Origin of the sequence: Shimia thalassica (assembly GCF_001458215.1) — a bacterium.
Taxonomy (GTDB): Bacteria; Pseudomonadota; Alphaproteobacteria; order Rhodobacterales; family Rhodobacteraceae; genus Shimia; species Shimia thalassica.
Genome location: NZ_CYTW01000007.1, coordinates 25,096 through 40,622 on the forward strand (window position 1 = coordinate 25,096; position 15,527 = coordinate 40,622).

Annotated in this window: 13 protein-coding genes; 6 read left to right on the forward strand and 7 right to left on the reverse strand. The window is 55.3% G+C overall.

The genetic code is table 11. The annotated features are described in order from the left end of the window. Positions 1-57: 57 nt before the first annotated feature. The 3 genes from PH7735_RS19120 to PH7735_RS19130 are packed head-to-tail and all read right to left on the reverse strand — an operon-like array spanning position 58 to position 3,085. Positions 58-1,386 carry an NDP-hexose 2,3-dehydratase family protein gene (locus PH7735_RS19120; RefSeq protein ID WP_058313043.1) on the reverse strand — a complete coding sequence of 443 codons (1,329 nt, stop codon included), beginning with the start codon at positions 1,384-1,386 and terminating at the stop codon, positions 58-60. Continuing rightward, positions 1,374-2,369, reverse strand: coding sequence for a glycosyltransferase family 2 protein (locus PH7735_RS19125; RefSeq protein WP_058313044.1), 996 nt, complete (start codon positions 2,367-2,369; stop codon positions 1,374-1,376). Before PH7735_RS19125 ends, PH7735_RS19120 begins: the two co-directional genes overlap by 13 nt. Positions 2,370-2,398: 29 nt before the next feature. Then, entirely contained in the window at positions 2,399-3,085 is a 687-nt protein-coding gene (locus PH7735_RS19130; protein ID WP_058313195.1) for an SGNH/GDSL hydrolase family protein, read from the reverse strand. 282 nt (positions 3,086-3,367) lie between these two features. Here PH7735_RS19130 and pnp point away from each other — a divergent pair, with 282 nt between their 5' ends. Continuing rightward, a complete protein-coding gene (pnp, locus tag PH7735_RS19135; protein WP_058313045.1) occupies positions 3,368-5,518 on the forward strand; it encodes a polyribonucleotide nucleotidyltransferase in 2,151 nt (716 codons plus the stop codon). Positions 5,519-5,703: 185 nt separating this feature from the next. Next, positions 5,704-6,852: an alpha-hydroxy acid oxidase gene (locus tag PH7735_RS19140; RefSeq protein ID WP_058313046.1), complete on the forward strand. Its 1,149-nt coding sequence runs from the start codon at positions 5,704-5,706 to the stop codon at positions 6,850-6,852. Positions 6,853-6,904: 52 nt separating this feature from the next. Here PH7735_RS19140 and PH7735_RS19145 read toward each other — a convergent pair whose 3' ends face one another. From PH7735_RS19145 to rbfA, 3 genes are all read right to left on the reverse strand, one after another. Next, positions 6,905-8,764: a calcium-binding protein gene (locus PH7735_RS19145; RefSeq protein ID WP_058313047.1), complete on the reverse strand. Its 1,860-nt coding sequence runs from the start codon at positions 8,762-8,764 to the stop codon at positions 6,905-6,907. Between the two features lie 101 nt (positions 8,765-8,865). After that, the gene (locus PH7735_RS19150) at positions 8,866-9,612 is read right to left on the reverse strand and encodes a phosphodiester glycosidase family protein (RefSeq protein WP_058313048.1); all 747 of its coding nucleotides are present in this window, start codon (positions 9,610-9,612) and stop codon (positions 8,866-8,868) included. Next, positions 9,609-10,010 (reverse strand): 30S ribosome-binding factor RbfA, encoded by a 402-nt coding sequence (rbfA, locus tag PH7735_RS19155; protein WP_058313049.1) that lies wholly within the window; start codon positions 10,008-10,010, stop codon positions 9,609-9,611. Before rbfA ends, PH7735_RS19150 begins: the two co-directional genes overlap by 4 nt. Positions 10,011-10,142: 132 nt before the next feature. On the opposite strand from rbfA, the gene dapB reads away from it, so the two are divergent. The 4 genes from dapB (at position 10,143) to PH7735_RS19175 (ending at position 15,236) form a co-directional block, all read left to right on the forward strand. Beyond that, a complete protein-coding gene (dapB, locus tag PH7735_RS19160) occupies positions 10,143-10,952 on the forward strand; it encodes a 4-hydroxy-tetrahydrodipicolinate reductase (protein WP_058313050.1) in 810 nt (269 codons plus the stop codon). 199 nt (positions 10,953-11,151) lie between these two features. Continuing rightward, entirely contained in the window at positions 11,152-12,117 is a 966-nt protein-coding gene (locus tag PH7735_RS19165; RefSeq protein WP_199535010.1) for an ABC transporter substrate-binding protein, read from the forward strand. A 3-nt stretch (positions 12,118-12,120) separates the two neighbouring features. Beyond that, entirely contained in the window at positions 12,121-13,173 is a 1,053-nt protein-coding gene (locus PH7735_RS19170) for a quaternary amine ABC transporter ATP-binding protein (protein WP_058313051.1), read from the forward strand. Next, positions 13,170-15,236, forward strand: a complete 2,067-nt coding sequence (locus PH7735_RS19175) for an ABC transporter permease (protein ID WP_058313052.1) — start codon at positions 13,170-13,172, stop codon at positions 15,234-15,236. The genes PH7735_RS19170 and PH7735_RS19175 overlap by 4 nt, the downstream gene beginning before the upstream one ends. Positions 15,237-15,300: 64 nt before the next feature. On the opposite strand, the gene PH7735_RS19180 is transcribed toward PH7735_RS19175, so the two are convergent. After that, positions 15,301-15,489, reverse strand: coding sequence for a DUF1674 domain-containing protein (locus tag PH7735_RS19180; RefSeq protein ID WP_058313053.1), 189 nt, complete (start codon positions 15,487-15,489; stop codon positions 15,301-15,303). Positions 15,490-15,527: the final 38 nt, after the last annotated feature.

Below are 15,527 nucleotides of genomic sequence, written 5' to 3' on the forward strand. Positions count from 1 at the left end.
ATAAATCGAGCCGCCCAATCCTTGGTGTTTGGGCGGTTTTTGCGTCCGCGCCCGTTTCTAAAGGGTCTGGCACGCCCTGTCGAAAGCCGCGCTTAGGACAAGTGATACCAAAGTTCTGAGCTCGTTCGTTGTTTTGCCGGGTTGCGCCACAAGTTGCTCAAGGGTGGCAAGGGAAACCCATCGCCCAAAGGGATATTGCACGCGGTCAGGCGTGTTTTTCACCAATGCAACGCGATAGCTCGCATTCGCCTGCATAAAGCGCCCACCTTCATCACTTTGTTGTATGTACACCAGATCCGAGCAGTTGCCTTCGCTCAGCCAGTTTTGCATGAGATCGGGCAGGTCAAACGAAGAGTGTACCGAAGGTCCGAACTCTCTTCGTGTGCCGAATCCCGGTTCATCGAGCACCCTTACAAAGACCTCGGCGGATGACTCTTGGACCCGCATCAAAAGTGCATGATCCGTTTGTTGCGGAGCAAGAAGAAAAGGCTGACACCAATTGGGCACTTCGCGGTGGTTCACATTGGTTTCATAGCAGGCGACCACATCTTTTCCGGTCGCATCTTTGAGGGTGAACCCATCGCGGTCGCGGTATGCATCCAGCGTGGCCCTTTCCCAGAACAGCTTTGTCTTCCGGGGCTTCGGATGAAGCAGTTGGTCCAGAATCTGCAGCTTGCGATTGTGTTTTGTCGCATAGGATTTTGCGAGGGCAGGTGCCTTGAAGAGTGGCGCATTGGAAGCAAGCAGAGCCCATGGCGCCGTAGACACCACGGACCGCGCGTCTGTGTTTGTAAAATAGTCTTGGCCAAGGGCCTCTCTCAACGTGGCGGACGAAACCCACTGCCATTGCGGATGTTGGGACAGATCGGGGTCGAACGTGTCTGGAAACGCCGCAACGCTGTTTCGATTAAACTTCCAGACAAAGCGCGTTCCCTGTTCGGAATGCGGGGCATCCGAAACAAAGCCGGGTGCGTTTTTCAGTGTCTCGAGAAACAACGTCGGCCTTCCGCCGTGAACCCTTTGATAGTTGCTGCGCGTGGCTTGGATCGTTGGGGCCAAATGGGTATCCTGAATATTGCCCGGTTCGGTTTTGGCTTGAACCAACCATTGTATGTCCGTTTTGCTTGAGCGGATGAAAAAGGCAAGCCAGCCGACTTCTGGCTGGTCGATCATGATGGAAGGGGTGGGCGCCGTTCCGGTCGCCGCTTGCGGAAAATGAACGCCCGTGATTGAGAAAAACGCCCCTGTCTCGTGGCAAAAACGGCCTTCTGAAAAGTACCACTGACGGCATTCTTCGAAAGGCACCTGCCTTAGTCGCAACTGGCTTGAAAGCCGTGTTGCGTCGACCCACGAATTAACTTCGGATATGTCCATCATGGTGTCCATGTGACGATGTCTCGTGCATAACTGGTCATGTCCGAAATGCTGGGCTGGGTGCGGATCGTTTCTTGCGTGCGATGCACCAATGTACGTTCGAGCAAAAGAAACGGCGTGTTTTGGGCGACGGTTTGCATCTCTGCCAAATTTATCCCTGTTTCGCGAAAGACGTCCGCTCTGGATACATTTTCTCGCACTTCGCTGGGATGAATGGTGTCGCGTTCGAGGTTCAGGGCGCGCGCCAGCCATAAATCCTCTTCCATCTGGTCAAGCACTGCAGTTGTATTGCCGTCTTCAAACGACCGCACCCATTCCTCGGCATAGTCAGCCGGATTTTCATAGGCGGGGGATGGATAGAGAACGAGATCTTTGAGAACGGTGGTCTCTTGCCCGTTTACAACAGTCAGACCGAGCCGAGCCGCCCGCATACAGTAATCGACGATCGGGGCCAGAACGGTTTCGCTGGCAAGCTGCATTGGCCCAAGCCGGTTCAAGGCCTCTTTTGTCGAGACCCAAGAGCTGAGAGGTTCCGCCACGAAAAACTTGTGCGCCAGAAGATCGTGAAAACTTCGGTCGGGTTTTGACACTTCGCAGAACAGAACCCGGTCTTTCCATTGCCCTCGATTGGTAAAGAACGCAGCCTGCGCCCAGTACATGTCGGCCTCGCACTGTTCAAGCGACGAGAGCGCCAGTTCGAGATGGTTCGGCAGCCAATAGTCATCATGGTTCAGGAAGGCGACATAGGGTGTTGAGGCCAGCGCCATACCCACCGAGTTTGGGCCGGCTTGTTCCCCAAACCGTTCGGGCAGATTGACGAACTGGATGCGCTTGTCATCAAGTGCCGCAATCACGTCATGCGTATTGTCCGAACAGGCGTCGCCAACGACAACGGCTTGCCAGTCCTGCAGGGATTGGGCGATCAGTGTTCTAAGAGTACGAGACAGAACAGTCGCGCGATTGTATGTGGCGACAACGACAGTAACTCGAGCCATGAATACCCCTAACCAATGCTTGAGCGCCGTTATTGGCGTGCGGGATCGTTTTCCCTGATCACTTTCACAACCCTTTGACCGATTGCGTCGCTCGCCTTGAGTGAGGGATGGATCATATCAATTCCGTGGTAGGAGCGGTCCCCGTGGGGAACCAGATCTGCAAGAGAAACGAAGTATACATTTGGCAAAATCTCGGCAAGTTTTGAAATTCGGTCTTCAAGGGCGTCGCCCTCGTCGCGGCAAGCGTCAATAACCGATCCCACACCGGGGCTGCGCAGATAGCCAACATAAACCACCTTGGCACCGGATTTACGCGCCGTATCAACCAGACGGGGGATTTCACCGCGTCGGCCGTCAGGTGAGATCATCTTGCGCATTTTCTTTTCGCAAGAATTGCACCCGCAGCCCAGCCAGAGGTCATTCCCCCCGCCATTCATGATGACCCAATCCCAATCGCCCTTGGTGAGCTGGTTGCCGATTTTCATTCCCATCGCACCGGATAACGGCAGCTTGTAGATGATTTTGGCGCCCCCAATCGAGTTGTTCATCACAGGCTCGTCAAGCTCGCGTCCAACCGTATGGGCGATGGAGCGCCCAGTCATCCCATGCCAAGCCATCAAGCTGTCGCCGATCGCCAGAATGCGCGCGTTACTTTCCGCAAAGGCCGAAGTGGCCAGTCCCGCGACGAGTGCAATAACAAATGTAAATGACTTCATGGCTGTGATGCTCGATTGAATCTGTCTTTGCTCCATCTTCCTCTTTGTGGTCGCCTTGGCAAGAGGGGCCCAAGGCATTTGTATCTCGTTTGAAGGCCGACAGACTGTTCAGCACTTTTAAGTTTCCAAATGGTCCATTTTCCGCTATGGGCCGTTCATCTGAGACGTAGTGTCCAGACCTCGGCACTGTGAAAGAAGATGAAAAGGGGTCGGCGGCAATGGGGTCGCCATATGAAACGGGAGACCCGGAGGGCCGGGAGTGCTCCCAACTAGGAAAACATGATGTTTGATGTAACGACGAAAAGCATGCAGTGGGGCGAAGAGACGCTGACACTGGAAACGGGCAAGGTTGCCCGTCAGGCCGATGGCTCGGTTATCGCCACTTTGGGCGAAACTTCGGTCATGGCCAACGTGACTTTTGCAAAGGCACCAAAGCCCGGTCAGGACTTTTTCCCTCTGACTGTGCACTACCAAGAGAAATACTATGCTGCGGGTAAAGTACCCGGCGGCTTTTTCAAACGTGAGGCTCGCCCCACCGAGAAAGAAACACTGACCGCGCGCCTGATCGACCGTCCGATCCGCCCGCTGTTCGTTCCCGGCTTCAAGCACGAAGTTCTGGTGATGTGTACTGTTCTGTCACACGATCTGGTTAACGATCCCGACATGGTTGCGATGATCGCTGCCTCGGCTGCTCTGACCATTTCGGGCGCCCCATTCATGGGTCCGATTGCTGCAGCACGTGTAGGCTTTGAAGATGGCGCATACGTTCTGAACCCGACAGTCGACGACATGCACGATCTGCGTAACAGCCCCGAGCAGCGTCTCGATCTTGTTGTGGCTGGTACAAAAGACGCCGTGATGATGGTTGAATCTGAAGCTTACGAACTGACCGAAGCAGAGATGCTGGGTGCGGTGAAATTTGCACACGACTCGATCCAGCCGGTTATCGACCTGATCATCGATCTGGCCGAAGACGCTGCGAAAGAGCCTTTCGACTTCCAGCCACCAGAATACACTGAACTGTATGACGCTGTGAAAGCGGCTGGCGAGGCACAAATGCGTGCAGCGTTTGCTCTGACTGACAAGCAAGAGCGTACAACAGCGGTTTCCGAAGCGCGCACAGCGATCAAAGATGCCCTGACCGAAGAGCAGCTCGAAGATGCGAACCTTGGTTCGGCTCTCAAGAAGCTCGAAGCCAGCATACTGCGCGGTGACGTTGTTAAAACAGGTAAGCGTATCGATGGCCGTGCCACTGACGAAGTGCGCGACATTGTTTGCCAAACTGGCCTTTTGCCACGGACCCACGGTTCGGCTCTGTTCACCCGTGGTGAAACTCAGGGTCTGGTTGTGACCACACTGGGCACCGGCGACGACGAGCAAATGATCGACGCGCTGCACGGCACATACAAATCGAACTTTATGCTGCACTATAACTTCCCTCCCTATTCGGTTGGTGAAGTTGGTCGCGTTGGTGGCCCGGGCCGTCGTGAAATCGGCCACGGTAAACTGGCTTGGCGTGCGCTTCAGGCTGTTTTGCCTGCTGCGACAGATTTCCCTTACACTCTGCGTCTGGTGTCGGAAATTACAGAATCCAACGGCTCGTCGTCGATGGCTTCGGTTTGTGGTGGTTCGCTGTCCATGATGGACGCAGGCGTTCCATTGAAATCGGCAGTTGCAGGTGTGGCCATGGGCCTTATCCTGGAAGAAGATGGGTCTTACGCGATCCTGACCGACATCCTGGGTGACGAAGATCACCTCGGCGACATGGACTTCAAAGTGGCTGGTACCGAAAACGGCATCACGTCGCTGCAGATGGACATCAAGGTTGCGGGTATCACACCGGAAATCATGGAAAAAGCTTTGGCCCAAGCCAAAGACGGCCGCATGCACATTCTGGGTGAGATGAACAAAGCGCTTTCCGGCGCTGCGGACTTCTCGGCTCACGCACCACGCATCGAGACCATGCAAATTCCAACCGACAAGATCCGTGAAGTGATCGGCTCGGGCGGCAAGGTTATCCGCGAAATCGTGGAAACTTCGGGTGCTAAAGTTGACATCAACGACGACGGCATCATCAAGATTGCATCGTCCGTGGGTGAAGCCATCCAAAAGGCCTATGATATGATCCACGCGATCGTGGCAGAGCCTGAAGTTGGTGAAGTCTACAATGGTAAAGTCGTGAAGATCGTCGACTTTGGTGCGTTCGTGAACTTCTTCGGCAAGCGTGACGGCCTCGTGCACGTGTCGCAAATCGAAAACCGTCGCTTGAACCACCCTTCGGATGTTCTGAAAGAAGGTCAGGACGTCAAGGTCAAGCTGTTGGGCTTTGATGACCGCGGCAAGGTTCGCCTGTCGATGAAAATCGTCGATCAGGAAACTGGCGAAGAGATCGCACAGGAACCACGCGAGAAAAAAGACAAGTCTGACGGCTGATCTTTTTCACAAAGTTTGAAATCTGAGAAACCCCGGCCTTCGCGTCGGGGTTTTTCTTTGGTCAGTCCGTTTTCCGGAACGCCTGCCGAAAGTGCGAAAGAGCTTGACCTGTTTGGGGGGACTCTATAGGAAATCCTGAAATTGGTAATATGATATTACCAAAATAACGGATAGCGGAGATTTCGATGCGATTGACAGACTGCCACAACTATCAAGATTTCCGCCGCCTTGCCAAAAAGAGGCTGCCCGGTCCGATCTTCCATTACATCGATGGTGCTGCGGATGATGAAATCACTTATCGCCGCAACACGTCTTCGTTCGACGATGTGGATCTGGTGCCCAACGTGCTGGCCGGTGTTGAAAACGTCGACATGAGCGTCGAGGTGATGGGGCAAAAGCTCGACATGCCGATTTATTGCGCGCCAACAGCGTTGCAACGCCTGTTTCACCACGAAGGCGAGCGTGCGGTTGCCAAGGCCGCGACCAAACACGGCACCATGTTTGGCGTGTCGTCACTGGCGACGGTGACTGTGGAAGAGATTGAAAAGCTGGCTCCGGGGCCGAAGATGTTTCAGTTCTATTTTCACAAAGATCGTGGATTGAACGATGCATTGCTGGAACGGGCGCGGGCCGCAAACTTTAACGTGATGGCTTTGACGGTGGATACGATTACGGGGGGCAACCGCGAACGTGATTTGCGCACCGGGTTTACATCCCCGCCCAAACTCACCCCCGCATCCGCGCTTAGCTTTGCGACACATCCTGCATGGGCGTGGAACTTCTTTACCAAAGAAAAGTTCGACATGCCGCACCTGTCGGGCCACGTGTCTGCTGGCACAAACCTTGCGGTTTCAGTGGGCGAGTACTTCTCGACCATGCTGGATCAGTCGATGAACTGGAACGATGCTGAAAAACTCTGTGCGCAATGGAACGGTCAGTTTGCCCTCAAGGGGATCATGAGCGTCGAAGATGCCAAGCGCGCTGTTGATATCGGATGTACAGGGATCATGGTTTCGAACCACGGTGGCCGACAGCTTGACGGTTCACGCGCGCCGTTTGACCAGCTTGCCGAAATTTGTGACGCGGTCGGAGATCAGATTGACGTGATCTGTGAAGGCGGCATCCAGCGCGGAACACATGTACTCAAAGCATTGTCTGCGGGTGCCAAGGCGTGTTCGGGTGGACGGCTTTATCTGTATGCTCTGGCTGCGGCGGGGCAGGCCGGTGTTGATCGTGCGCTGGGCAACCTGCGCACTGAAATCGAACGCGATATGAAATTGATGGGGGTCACGAGCCTGGATCAGTTGAACCGCGACAACCTGCGCCTACGCTAAATTACGCGAAACCCAAGCCCCGAAGCAGTCTGCTCGGGGCTTGGGCATTGTTTTACGCCAAGAGATCATAAACCTGTCCGGCGATTTGCAGGTTGATCTCGCTTTGGCCGGCGCCGTCGACCAAAGCCCACATGATTTGGCCTGTGGGACGATAGATAATGAACGCTTCTTCAACGTCGTCGTCGCCTGACCTCTCACCTGCTGCGGTTGCGGTGTGGGTGGTGTTGACCTGAAACTGGCTGGAAGTGGCGGTGCCATTACCAAACACCAGAAGGTCGCCAGATGCGGCATCATAGTCCTGCACCCAGTCCGACCCATGATCGGCAATCCCGATGTGGTAAAACCGATCCGCGCCGGCCCCGCCATTCAAAAGATCATGGCCGAACCCGCCGTTGATGAAGTCGTCCCCGTCCCCGCCAAAGACCTGATCCGCAAAGGCACTGCCGGTTAGGGTGTCATGTCCACTGCCGCCGATGACCGTGTCCGCGCCAAAGCCCCCCGAGAGAGTGTCGTTCCCGGCATCCCCGCGCAGTTCATCATTGCCATAGCCACCGTCGATCCGGTCGTCTCCTGCGCCTCCGTAAAGGACATCGCGAATGTCGTCTTCTGTGGCACCGCCCCGAAGGTCGTCATTGCCATCCCCGCCAATCAGGGTGTCGCCGCCATCGTTTCCGATCAGCGTGTCATCCCCGCCTAGACCCGTCAGCCGGTCATTGTTGTTGCCACCTTCAAGCAAGTCTGCGGTTTCCGCTCCGGTGAGAAACCGGATTGGGTCGGGAAGAACGGGATCAAGCGATGTATCGTCGCCATCCAGATTGACCTCGAAAACACTGCTTCCGATGAACATGGCGGTATTGTTGTCGACGCGCACGGCAGACATGCCACCGGGGGTCGTGCCACCGACTTCGGATCCGACAAAGTTCCCGTTCAGATCGTATTCATGAATGACGCCATGATTTCTGAAGGGGGAGGTGATTTCGAAGTCAACATAGCTGACGATAAAACCCGTTTCGGTGGCCACGGGTATGGGGCGGGTTTGACTGCCCGTTGTGATCGAGTTGATCAGCGTTGGTCCGACGATCTCGGTTCCGGTCGGGCTGTAGATGCGGAACCAGACCGACCCGTCGTTCGGGTCTTCGGGCTGGGTGCCCGCATCGGTCCAAGTCACGACAAGATTGCCATTTGTCAGGGTTTCGATCTGGGCTGTGGCAAAGACACCGAAACTGTTCGACGGTGCTTCGCTTACGGTAATGACGTCCCCATTTGCGCTGCCATCCATATTGAAGAAACGCAGGAAGACTTCGTTGGCCGCGCCCGCCCGGTGCGAGGCATAGGCAACCGCCAATTGATCACCCGTAACGGCGAGATCATTGAGCCAATTGACACCGTGGGGGGCAGAGGTCAGGGCGCTTTGTGTTTGCCCCACAATGTTTCCGTCCGGATCGGCAACGACAAAAGTGCCGTTGATCGCGGCTGCAATGTTGCCATTTGGCAAGGACCATGCGTTGTCCAGCATCGACATGGTGTTGTCGCCAAAGATGCCGGTCGTCAGCTCTGTCGCCGGACCGGTTTCAAGCCCTGTTTCCGTGTCGAGGGTCACAACCCAGTTCGTCAGCTGGGCAGGAAGCGGATCAGCGTCACGTACCTGATAGTAAACATTCATGGACCCGTCGCGGTTGTCATGAATGTGATAAACGATGACTTCACCGAACCCGACGCTGCCGTGATCTGCAAATTGCTGGGTGTCAAAAACCGGACCGTCATCATCAAACGCGCGAATATACAGCGTGCCGCCGTCGGCACCGACCACCACTGCATTATCGTCTACACGGTATGATCGAAAGTGACCTTGATCTGCATAAACACGTCCAAAGTCATCTGTGCCATAGAGCGGTTCAATGGAAAAACTCATCTGAATTCCTTACTTCCAAATTTACCCAAGCCGAGCTTTGCTAATGGCAAAGTTCTCATTTCGCTTAAAATAATAGCAAATCTAGAGGTTGTCTGGCAAATTTACTTTTGCTGTGCGTCGCCGCGCACGATCCCGACAATCGGTCCCAGCCAGAAACCAGCGTCGTTGCGATCAAGTTCCGGAGCATAAAGCCGCGAGACTTTGCCATCAAAATAAAGCGCGTTTGGTAGGCCCAAATGATCTTTGAACAGGCGCCCAAATTCGTGGAATGTCACGGCATTGTTTGAAATCGCAAAGACAACACGCTGACCATCCGCGCTTGTTCCGACTCCGTTGCGTATGAAGCGCGAGGTGCTGTCGACGAGGAAACGGGGATGCAGCGTCCCTTCAATCACAAGCATCGGCCCGGATTGCGTAGCAAAACGGCACACAGGCTCCGCGTCTTTGAAACGCAATGTTTCGATTACATCAACGCGGGTTTCACCGATGCAGAACACCCCGTTGGGCAGAAGGCCAAAGTTCCCGGCGCTCGCGTTTGTGAGCAACCTGCCTTCTTGAGAGTCTTCTTCGATGTAAAGGCCTACAGGGCTTCGGTCGGCGTGGTACATGCCGGCGTTCATGCCAAAGATCAGGTCCTCGCTCGCGGGCAAACTTTTGTTCACGGAAGAGAAATGGCCCAGAATACGGTTTTCTGGATCCCGCAGGAAAAGACGCAGGTCTTCCTGCGCGGTTGCCTCGCACACCGCATAACGATTGCCGTCATGGGACACATCATGACATTCCACCGCGAAGGCCGCCGTCGCCGCCATTGCCGTAAGCAACGCACAGAAAGCGGCCAGGCGCTTCATTCGTCGGTGTCAATATCCTGACGGACGTGGTCTTGGTTCAGCATCCGGCGGGTATCGTCCATCTGGTCAAATGTCTGATCAAGCTGGAACCGCAAGTCCGGCGCGTATTTCAAGCCGGTTTTTTTGCCGACAGCGCGGCGAAGCTCGCCTTTGTTGCGCGCCAGAAGTTTGAGCACATCCTCTTGCCCTTTGCCGCCCAAAGGCAGGACATAGGCCGTCGCGATCTTGAGATCGGGAGAGGTGCGCACTTCGCCCACAGTAATGGACATGCGGTTCAGGTCGGGGTCATGCACGTCGCCACGCGCCAGCACTTCGGACAAAGTGCGGCGGATAAGTTCACCTACACGCAACTGGCGTTGCGACGGGCCGGGGCCATCGTGGAATTTGTTCTTTGCCATGTTCTTCACTTATGCCTTTCGCAAGGCTTTGCCAAGCGCTGCTGTATTGGGTAAACGGGCAAGAAGCGCATGGAATTGCCCTTCCGGGCACTGCCGATGTGACACGACGTGATAAAAACAAGGATAAACACCATGGAAGATCTTCCAGGAATCGTCATTACCGGAGCTTCGGGCCGGATGGGTCAGATGCTGATAAAGACCGTGGTGGATAGCGAAAAGGCACGTTTGGTCGGCGCCGTTGAACGCACGGGTCATCCTTGGGTGGGCATGGACGTGGGCGAAGCGATGGGCGGGCAGCCTCTTGGCGTCAAAGTGACAGATGAACCTCTCGAAGCCTTTGCCAAAGCACAGGCCGTGATCGATTTCACTGCGCCTGCCGCAACTTTGCAATTTGCCAAACTCGCTGCGCAAGCACGCGCCGTACATGTCATTGGTACGACGGGCATGACCGACGACGATATTGCCAAGTTGGGGCCGTGCGGGCGACATGCCGTCATTGTGCGGGCGGGTAACATGTCTTTGGGTGTTAATCTGCTGACCCAGTTGACGAAAAAAGTTGCCGAAGCCCTTGATGAAGACTTCGATATCGAAGTTATCGAAGCCCACCACCATCACAAGGTTGATGCGCCATCAGGGACGGCCCTGATGTTGGGCGAAGCCGCCGCCGAGGGGCGCGGTGTGGATTTGGCGGATGTCGCCGATCGTGGACGCGATGGCATTACCGGCGCCCGCAAGAAAGGGGACATCGGATTTGTCGCTATTCGGGGCGGGGATATCGTCGGTGAGCATGATGTTTTGTTTGCCGCACCGGGCGAGCGCATCACTTTGCGCCATGTCGCGACAGACCGGTCTGTTTTTGCCCGCGGCGCACTCAAAGCCGCACTTTGGGGGCAAGACCAGAAGCCGGGCGAATATGATATGCTGGATGTGCTGGGTCTCTAGAGACTGGCGTCACATCCTTATTAAGTAAGACTGTCAATATGTTACTCTAACCGGCGTTCCTTTTGGAATGTCGGAGGCAAAGTCGTTATGCTTGGAAAACGACATTTTATGTTGGCGAAATGAGATTCTTATGTTCTTATTGCGCCAATTAAAAAACTAAATGGCCATTTAAGAAATGGCTCAACTCGGGAGAAACAACATGAAGACACTGATCAAAACAGGTGTATCCGCACTTGCAGTCGCAGCGATGTCGACAGGATTTGCAGCCGCTGCCGACATGGGTGCAAAAGACGAGCCCATCAAACTGGCGATCAACGAATGGACCGGTCAGCACGTAACCACGCATGTTGCGGCGGGCATGCTGCGCGAAGCCGGCTATGAGGTCGAGTTTGTCACCGCAGGTATGCTGAACCAGTTTCAGGCTATCGCGGACGGCGACATTCACGCGACGCTGGAAATCTGGTCTTCTAACGTATCAGATCAATATGCGGGTCTGAAAGACGCAGGCAAGCTGGAAGAGCTTTCCGATCTTGGTCTGAATGCACGCGAAGGCATCGCATATCCCGCGCACGTGGCTGATCTTTGTCCCGGCTTGCCTGCTTGGGAAGCGCTCAAAGACTGTGCCATGAACTTTGCGACTGCGGAAACGCTGCCAATGGGCCGTTTGGTTGACTATCCTGCGGATTGGGGCACACCGGGCGCGGATCGCATGACGGGTCTGGAACTGCCATTCAAGGCAGTGCCCGCCGGTTCCGAAGGTGCTTTGATCGCGGAACTGCGCGCATCGACCGAAAAGAAATCTCCATTGCTGATCACCTTCTGGCAGCCGCACTGGGCGATGTCGGCCTATGACGTCAAATTTGTAGATCTGCCCGCCGGTGAAGATGCCTGCTTTAGCGATCCTGCTTGGGGACCAAACCCCAATGCGATCAACGATTGCGACTTTGCCGCCAGCCGCATTTTCAAGGCAGGATGGCCTGGCATGAAAGACAAATGGCCAGCTGCACACGAAATTCTCGTGAACTACACGCTTGCTGTTGAAGACCAGCAGCCCATGATGGGCGCAGTCGACGTTGACGGCAAAGGCGTGGAAGAAGTTGTCGCCGCTTGGATGGCTGCGAACGAAGGCAAATGGAAGCCCGTTGTGGACGCGGCGACCAAGTAAGCCATGACTTCTGAAAACAGCACCGCTCCGGCGATCTCCGTCGAAGGCCTCTGGCAGGTCTTCGGCGAGAATACGCAAACGGCACTGCGCGAAGCGCTTGACGCCGTAGATCAAACCGCGATTGCAGAAACGCTTGTTGGGCGGGGTCTTATCCCTGCAGTGCGTGATGCCAATTTCGAAGTGCGCAAGGGAGAACTGTTCGTCATTATGGGCCTGTCAGGGTCCGGAAAGTCGACTTTGATCCGCTGTATATCGCGTTTGCTCGAGCCAACCGCCGGTGCGGTGCACATTGACGGCGAAGATATTCTTCAAGCTGACGAAAAGCGCCTGATCGATCTGCGACGCAACAAGCTGGGCATGGTGTTCCAGCACTTTGGGCTGTTCCCGCATATGACAGTCACCGACAACGTCGCCTTTCCGTTGAAAATGCAGGGCGCCAGCAAAAAGGTTCGGGTGGCCCGCGCGGCTGAAGTTCTGGAAATGGTGGGTCTTGAGGGGCGCGAAGACGCCTATCCCCGCCAACTGTCCGGCGGACAGCGCCAACGCGTAGGCATTGCGCGATCTTTGGCCGTAAACCCCGATATCTGGTTTCTGGACGAACCTTTTTCAGCGCTTGATCCCCTGATCCGTCGTCAGTTGCAGGACGAGTTCCTGCATATTCAGGCGACATTGAAAAAATCCATTGTCTTCATCACGCACGATATTGCCGAGGCTCTAAAGCTGGCGGATCGTATTGCGATTATGAAAGACGGAGAAATCGTCCAGATCGGAACGCCCGAAGAGATCGTGCTGCGTCCAGTGAATGACTATGTGGCAGAGTTCTCCAAAGACGTACCCAAGGGGCGTCACGCATGTGTCGAGTCTGTCATGCTTGAGGCGATTCCTGAAAACATGCCCGATGATCCCGGATTGCGCGTAGGTATGACGCTGGACATGGCTTTGGCGAAATGTATGTCCCTTTATGAACCGGTCCCTGTTCATGATGCCGCGGGCAAGCTGGTCGGGGCTGTGAACCCTGCTGACTTAGCCGCTGCTTTGCAGGTAGACGAAGTATGAGCGTGATAGAACGGGCCACCCGAAAAGGGGCCATGGCCCTGACCGCGGGCACAAAAGCCGCCCTGTTCGTCATTGTTATCGGTGCGATTTGCCGACTTTTGGGCCCATCTGTCGATTGGCTCGTTAGTTGGCCGGATGCCCTGGTTCTGCCCATCACGGAATGGGTGGGCCTTGGCGTGGGCTGGGTTCTGGATGTCTTTAAACCGATTGCCCGTTTCTTTTCCTATCTGCTCAATTTCCCGATGAGTTGGGCCAGCTTTGTTCTTGGTGAAACGCCATGGCCGCTTGTGATTGGCATGGTCACGGCGCTGGGCTGGTACCTCGGCGGTCTGCGCATGGCGTTGCTTGGCGCTCTGGGGCTTGGGTTTGTTCTGCTGAGTGGATACTGGGCTGAAGGAATGAACACATTGGCGCTGGTGGCGGTTTCGGTTCCGCTGGCGCTGTTAAGCGGATTGGCGATTGGTGTTCTTGCCTATGAAAAACCGCGAGTCAAAAATGCGGTCAATGTCGTGCTGGACGTGATGCAGACGGTGCCGACGTTTGCCTATTTGACGCCCTTGCTGGTGTTGTTCGGTTTCGGCCCTGTCGTTGGTTTGATTGCCTCTGCAATCTATGCTGCCCCCCCGATGGCGCGAAATGTGCTTTTAGGGCTTGAGCGGGTTGATGACGAAGTACGCGAAGCCGCAGTCATGTCAGGTGCCACACGTCGGCAGCAATTGTTCCTTGTCGAGATCCCGAGCGCGACAACGCAAATCATGGTGGGCGTGAACCAATGCCTTATGGCGGCCTTGTCGATGGTGATCATTGCCGCCGTAATTGGCGGGTTTGACGATATTGGCTGGGAAGTTTTGTTGACCATGCGCAAGGCGCAATTTGGTCAAAGCTTCTTGGCGGGGCTTGTTGTGGTGATTTTTGCGATCATCATCGACCGGATGTCCGGCAAACTCGCCGAACCTCGCGAGAAACATTCCCCCAAAGTTGTCTGGAGCATTCTGGCCATCGCGGTCGCAAGCGCGATTGCCTTTTCGCTGACGGGATGGAACAGCTCTGACGTCCGTGCGTTTGATGGTGTGGCCGACGCGGTCGACAGTGGCGTGGGCGCCTTTACCGCCAGCAATGGCGCGACGCTTGATGCGTTGAAGAACAACGCGATGTTTTATGGTCTGCTGCCATTGCGCATCGGGTTGTCGGATGCTGTCCTGCCCTTTACCTGGGGCTTTAAGTGGACATTAACGCATACGTTGATGCTCTATGGTGTTGCTGTTGCAATCGCAGGGCTTTTGACGTGGCGAGGCAAACCGACCGCTGGCCTCACAACGCTGATCTTTGTTGGCATGGTCGAAGTCGGGATTGCACAGTTGGCGTGGCCATTTGTATTGGCTGGCGCCGGAGCACTTGGGTGGGTTGCTGGCGGTCAAAAGCTGGCACGATTTGCTGTTGTGCTTTTGGTGTTCATCTTACTGACCGGATTGTGGGAGCGCGCCTTGCTGTCGCTTTATCTGTCAGGTGCAGCAGTTTTTGCCTGTGCCGTTGTTGGTGGCGCACTTGGCTTGTGGGCCGCCGTGAGCCGGACCGCATGGGCAATCCTGAGACCAATGTGTGATCTGCTTCAGACGATCCCGCTGTTTGTGTTTCTTATTCCCGTGCTCATGTTCTTTCAGATTGGTGAATTCTCAGCGTTTCTTGCAATCTGCATGTACGCTGTGGTGCCCATGATCCGGTATACACGACACGGGCTTGTGAGTGCGCCGGAAGAAATCATAGAGGCCGCGCGGGCGTCCGGTGCCGGGAAATGGCAGGAAATGTTCGAGATTCGCGGCCCCTATGCCGCGCCAACGATTCTGTTGGGGCTGAACCAAACCATCCTTTACGCCTTTGCCATGTTGGTGATTGCGGCCCTGATCGGTACGACGGGGCTGGGACAGTCGATCTACCTGGCATTGGGTAAGGCTGATGTCGGTCTTGGCCTAACCGCAGGCGCTGCCATGGCCATTCTTGCGCTTGTTGCGGATCGGCTGGTTCAGGGGTTTGCCGAGGAGCGCCGCAAGGCCTTGGGTCTTTAAACAGTTGGCACGCCCGATGCTCTGTGATGCACATCGGGCATTCGAAAACAAAAAGGCATTGCGATCAGAAGTCGATCGCGATGCCTTTCTTTTCCCAATCGCCAAAACGAACAGGTTCAGGACCATCACGCCCGCCAAGTTCGGTTGGCAGTTTGACCCCTTTGTCCTTTTTGCGACGCTCTTCGGCCTCGGCAAGGGCGCGCTGGGCGGCCGGGGGAAGGTCTTGAATTTCTTCTTTTGGGGTGTCGGTCATACCGGGGTTCCTTTCGCGTCTAGCCCTTGATATACGCG

Coding starts and splice junctions, on each gene's coding strand:
- PH7735_RS19120 (WP_058313043.1), bottom strand. CDS start 1,386: ATGGACACCATGATGGACATATCCGAAGTTAATTCGTGGGTCGACGCA.
- PH7735_RS19125 (WP_058313044.1), bottom strand. CDS start 2,369: ATGGCTCGAGTTACTGTCGTTGTCGCCACATACAATCGCGCGACTGTT.
- PH7735_RS19130 (WP_058313195.1), bottom strand. CDS start 3,085: ATGAAGTCATTTACATTTGTTATTGCACTCGTCGCGGGACTGGCCACT.
- pnp (WP_058313045.1), top strand. CDS start 3,368: ATGTTTGATGTAACGACGAAAAGCATGCAGTGGGGCGAAGAGACGCTG.
- PH7735_RS19140 (WP_058313046.1), top strand. CDS start 5,704: ATGCGATTGACAGACTGCCACAACTATCAAGATTTCCGCCGCCTTGCC.
- PH7735_RS19145 (WP_058313047.1), bottom strand. CDS start 8,764: ATGAGTTTTTCCATTGAACCGCTCTATGGCACAGATGACTTTGGACGT.
- PH7735_RS19150 (WP_058313048.1), bottom strand. CDS start 9,612: ATGAAGCGCCTGGCCGCTTTCTGTGCGTTGCTTACGGCAATGGCGGCG.
- rbfA (WP_058313049.1), bottom strand. CDS start 10,010: ATGGCAAAGAACAAATTCCACGATGGCCCCGGCCCGTCGCAACGCCAG.
- dapB (WP_058313050.1), top strand. CDS start 10,143: ATGGAAGATCTTCCAGGAATCGTCATTACCGGAGCTTCGGGCCGGATG.
- PH7735_RS19165 (WP_199535010.1), top strand. CDS start 11,152: ATGAAGACACTGATCAAAACAGGTGTATCCGCACTTGCAGTCGCAGCG.
- PH7735_RS19170 (WP_058313051.1), top strand. CDS start 12,121: ATGACTTCTGAAAACAGCACCGCTCCGGCGATCTCCGTCGAAGGCCTC.
- PH7735_RS19175 (WP_058313052.1), top strand. CDS start 13,170: ATGAGCGTGATAGAACGGGCCACCCGAAAAGGGGCCATGGCCCTGACC.
- PH7735_RS19180 (WP_058313053.1), bottom strand. CDS start 15,489: ATGACCGACACCCCAAAAGAAGAAATTCAAGACCTTCCCCCGGCCGCC.